The sequence below is a fragment of the Ferroacidibacillus organovorans genome (assembly GCF_001516615.1).
GTDB classification, from domain to species: domain Bacteria; phylum Bacillota; class Bacilli; order Alicyclobacillales; family SLC66; genus Ferroacidibacillus; species Ferroacidibacillus ferrooxidans_B.
Genome location: NZ_LPVJ01000013.1, coordinates 1 through 2,338 on the forward strand (window position 1 = coordinate 1; position 2,338 = coordinate 2,338).

The 2,338-nt window shown below is 36.5% G+C and carries 3 protein-coding genes; 1 reads left to right on the forward strand and 2 read right to left on the reverse strand.

All coding sequences use genetic code 11. The features are described from left to right. Positions 1–190: 190 nt before the first annotated feature. Positions 191–1,303 carry a hypothetical protein gene (locus tag ATW55_RS05245; RefSeq protein WP_067713550.1) on the forward strand — a complete coding sequence of 371 codons (1,113 nt, stop codon included), beginning with the start codon at positions 191–193 and terminating at the stop codon, positions 1,301–1,303. Between the two features lies 1 nt (position 1,304). Here ATW55_RS05245 and ATW55_RS05250 read toward each other — a convergent pair whose 3' ends face one another. Together ATW55_RS05250 and ATW55_RS17160 are read right to left on the reverse strand one after the other, a co-directional pair. Continuing rightward, on the reverse strand, positions 1,305–1,802 hold the full coding sequence (locus ATW55_RS05250; RefSeq protein WP_082685569.1) for a site-specific DNA-methyltransferase: 498 nt from the start codon (positions 1,800–1,802) through the stop codon (positions 1,305–1,307). Next, on the reverse strand, positions 1,688–2,158 hold the full coding sequence (locus ATW55_RS17160) for a DNA methyltransferase (RefSeq protein ID WP_067713557.1): 471 nt from the start codon (positions 2,156–2,158) through the stop codon (positions 1,688–1,690). The genes ATW55_RS05250 and ATW55_RS17160 overlap by 115 nt, the downstream gene beginning before the upstream one ends. Positions 2,159–2,338: the final 180 nt, after the last annotated feature.

Sequence of the window (2,338 nt, forward strand, 5' to 3'; positions counted from 1 at the left end):
TCCATGGCAGATTGACGTTACGGCCGCTCCGCCAATGGCGGTGAACAAATCACCGTCAAACAGCGTGAGCGGCTACAATAGGGTAAACAAAACAAAGGCATGATTGGTGTAAAGTTAAATATGAACCAAATGTAAAAAATGAATAAATTTGTTATTTATAGGTAACCCTATCTATAGGGGGTTAGCTTACATGCCATATGGAACTTGGGCCTTTCTTCACGAAACTGTGATATACGAGTATTTAATGCATCGTTTTAATGAAAATCAACTTAGACTTCGTCATATCATTATTAATGGCTTAAAGGAACCAAAAGAACGATGGTTAAAGGTAACGAACCTACAAGACATTACAAACACTAGATTCCCAGATATAAATAGTATCACTATAAAAAAAGACACAAAGGGAGAGAGACCAGCAGAAGTAAAATTCACAACCTCTATGTTTGATTATCACAGAAGCAAACATCACGTAAAAATTTATAATGAGTTTGTGGAGAAAAATGGATGCATTATTGTATTGAAGCACGATACGCTACCAAAGGGTATCCTAGACAAACAATTAATAGACGTGTTTCAGTTAGATGAGTCAGATTTTACAAGTTTTGCACGTGAGAATTTTGTCCGTTTTTTGAATCGACAGATAAGATCTCATCAACATAACAAGACATGGTTGATGATCCAATCAAAAAATTTCTATGAAGATAATAAACTCGCTGCTTCTCAAAGCAATCGTTGGTGTCCGACAGATAACTTAACCGTGTTTGATTTATCAATTGATGACAAAATAATCTTTATCAGAACAAAGGGAGCATCCAAACAGAACGTAAATATGTTTTGGTCAAGACACAGGATGATTTATAGTGAGTGGTTTTTATCTGAGTTATGGATCGGCAAGGTAACATCACCTATCCAAAGTAGAAAGGAATACTGTGATATTTATGGTTGGGAGGTAACCACTCCACTTTGGTATGATGAAACAGAAATAGGACGAATTGATAAGAAAATTACTCAGCGAAAATCTACTGGTATCCGTTGGAACAGAGTATTTGAATTTAAAAAGGTACAGGAGTTAAAAAATCTTAACATACAAATGAATCAAATGAACGAATACCTTCCGGAATTCGTTCATGCTGTAATTGATATTTATACCGGTAAAGGCTCACGTGAAATTTCAACTGATCTGTATGTTAGCGTCATGGAGTACATTGCGGGATACACAAATGGTATCAAGGAGAATTTATTGGTATCCGCATTAGACACTTCAGAGTTGAAGTTAACTGAATCAACCCCGTTTTTCCATTAATTCATATCATTAAATAATGACCAACTGACACTTCTTTAAGATTAAACTCGGTTGCCAGCAGATGAACGTAATCACTATTATTCTCGTAACCAATTGCAGTTCGTTGCAATGATAAAGCTACTTGAAATGTTGTGCCACTACCAACGAAAGGATCTAGAATTACGTCATTTTCAAGACTATAAAGCCTGATAATTCTTCTTGCCAATTCTACTGGAAACGTTGCGGGATGATTTTTGGTTACTGGCGACGTAATATCCCAAACCGGATTCAACCATTCTTCAAGTTCTGCTTTTACAATACTCGAATGGTCACTTTTCATTAGTTCGTCTTGCCGAGGAATTTTGCGTTTTCTACCAGGTTTTCTAAAGACCAAGACGTGCTCCATTAAAAGATCAGTATAAAGAAATGGCGGAAAAGCATACTCCTTAAGCTCCCCGAACCCACAGAACCATATATAATCCCTTTTAGTTGTCCCTTCTTTACCCCCTTTTTCCTCCATATAAAATGTTGAAAGAAATCGAACTCCATGTCGACGAAGATTTGAATGATATCCGAATGTAATGGATATATTCTTGGTCTTCCAATTTTCCCACTGTAATTTTTCTCTTTCCTAATATCTCCTACTACAAATACAGCGAGTCCATCTTCCTTTAAAACACGCATGCATTCTATAATGTTATTCTTAAGGATTAACATAAAATGCTTATATGTCAACCCTTGTCCAAGCTGGTTGCAATTCTTGTAGTCGATAATATCCCAGTACGGTGGACTAGTTAGTATTAAGTCTATCGAACAAGTGTTAATTTCAGACATTCCAGCAGTTGAGTCTTTTTGGTAAAGCGATAATTGTGACATATCGTTATCCCCCTTTACCCAGAGAGAATATGCTTAGCACAATTTGTCCAATAACCAACTAAGAGCGCCATTAACAAACTAGGTGGTACAAGATAACTCTTTTCATGAGTTATGCAGTTGTCCCCAATAATTGGGTATTGGTAGGTTCAAACCATCTCATTTCCAGTTTCGTTGGCCAAA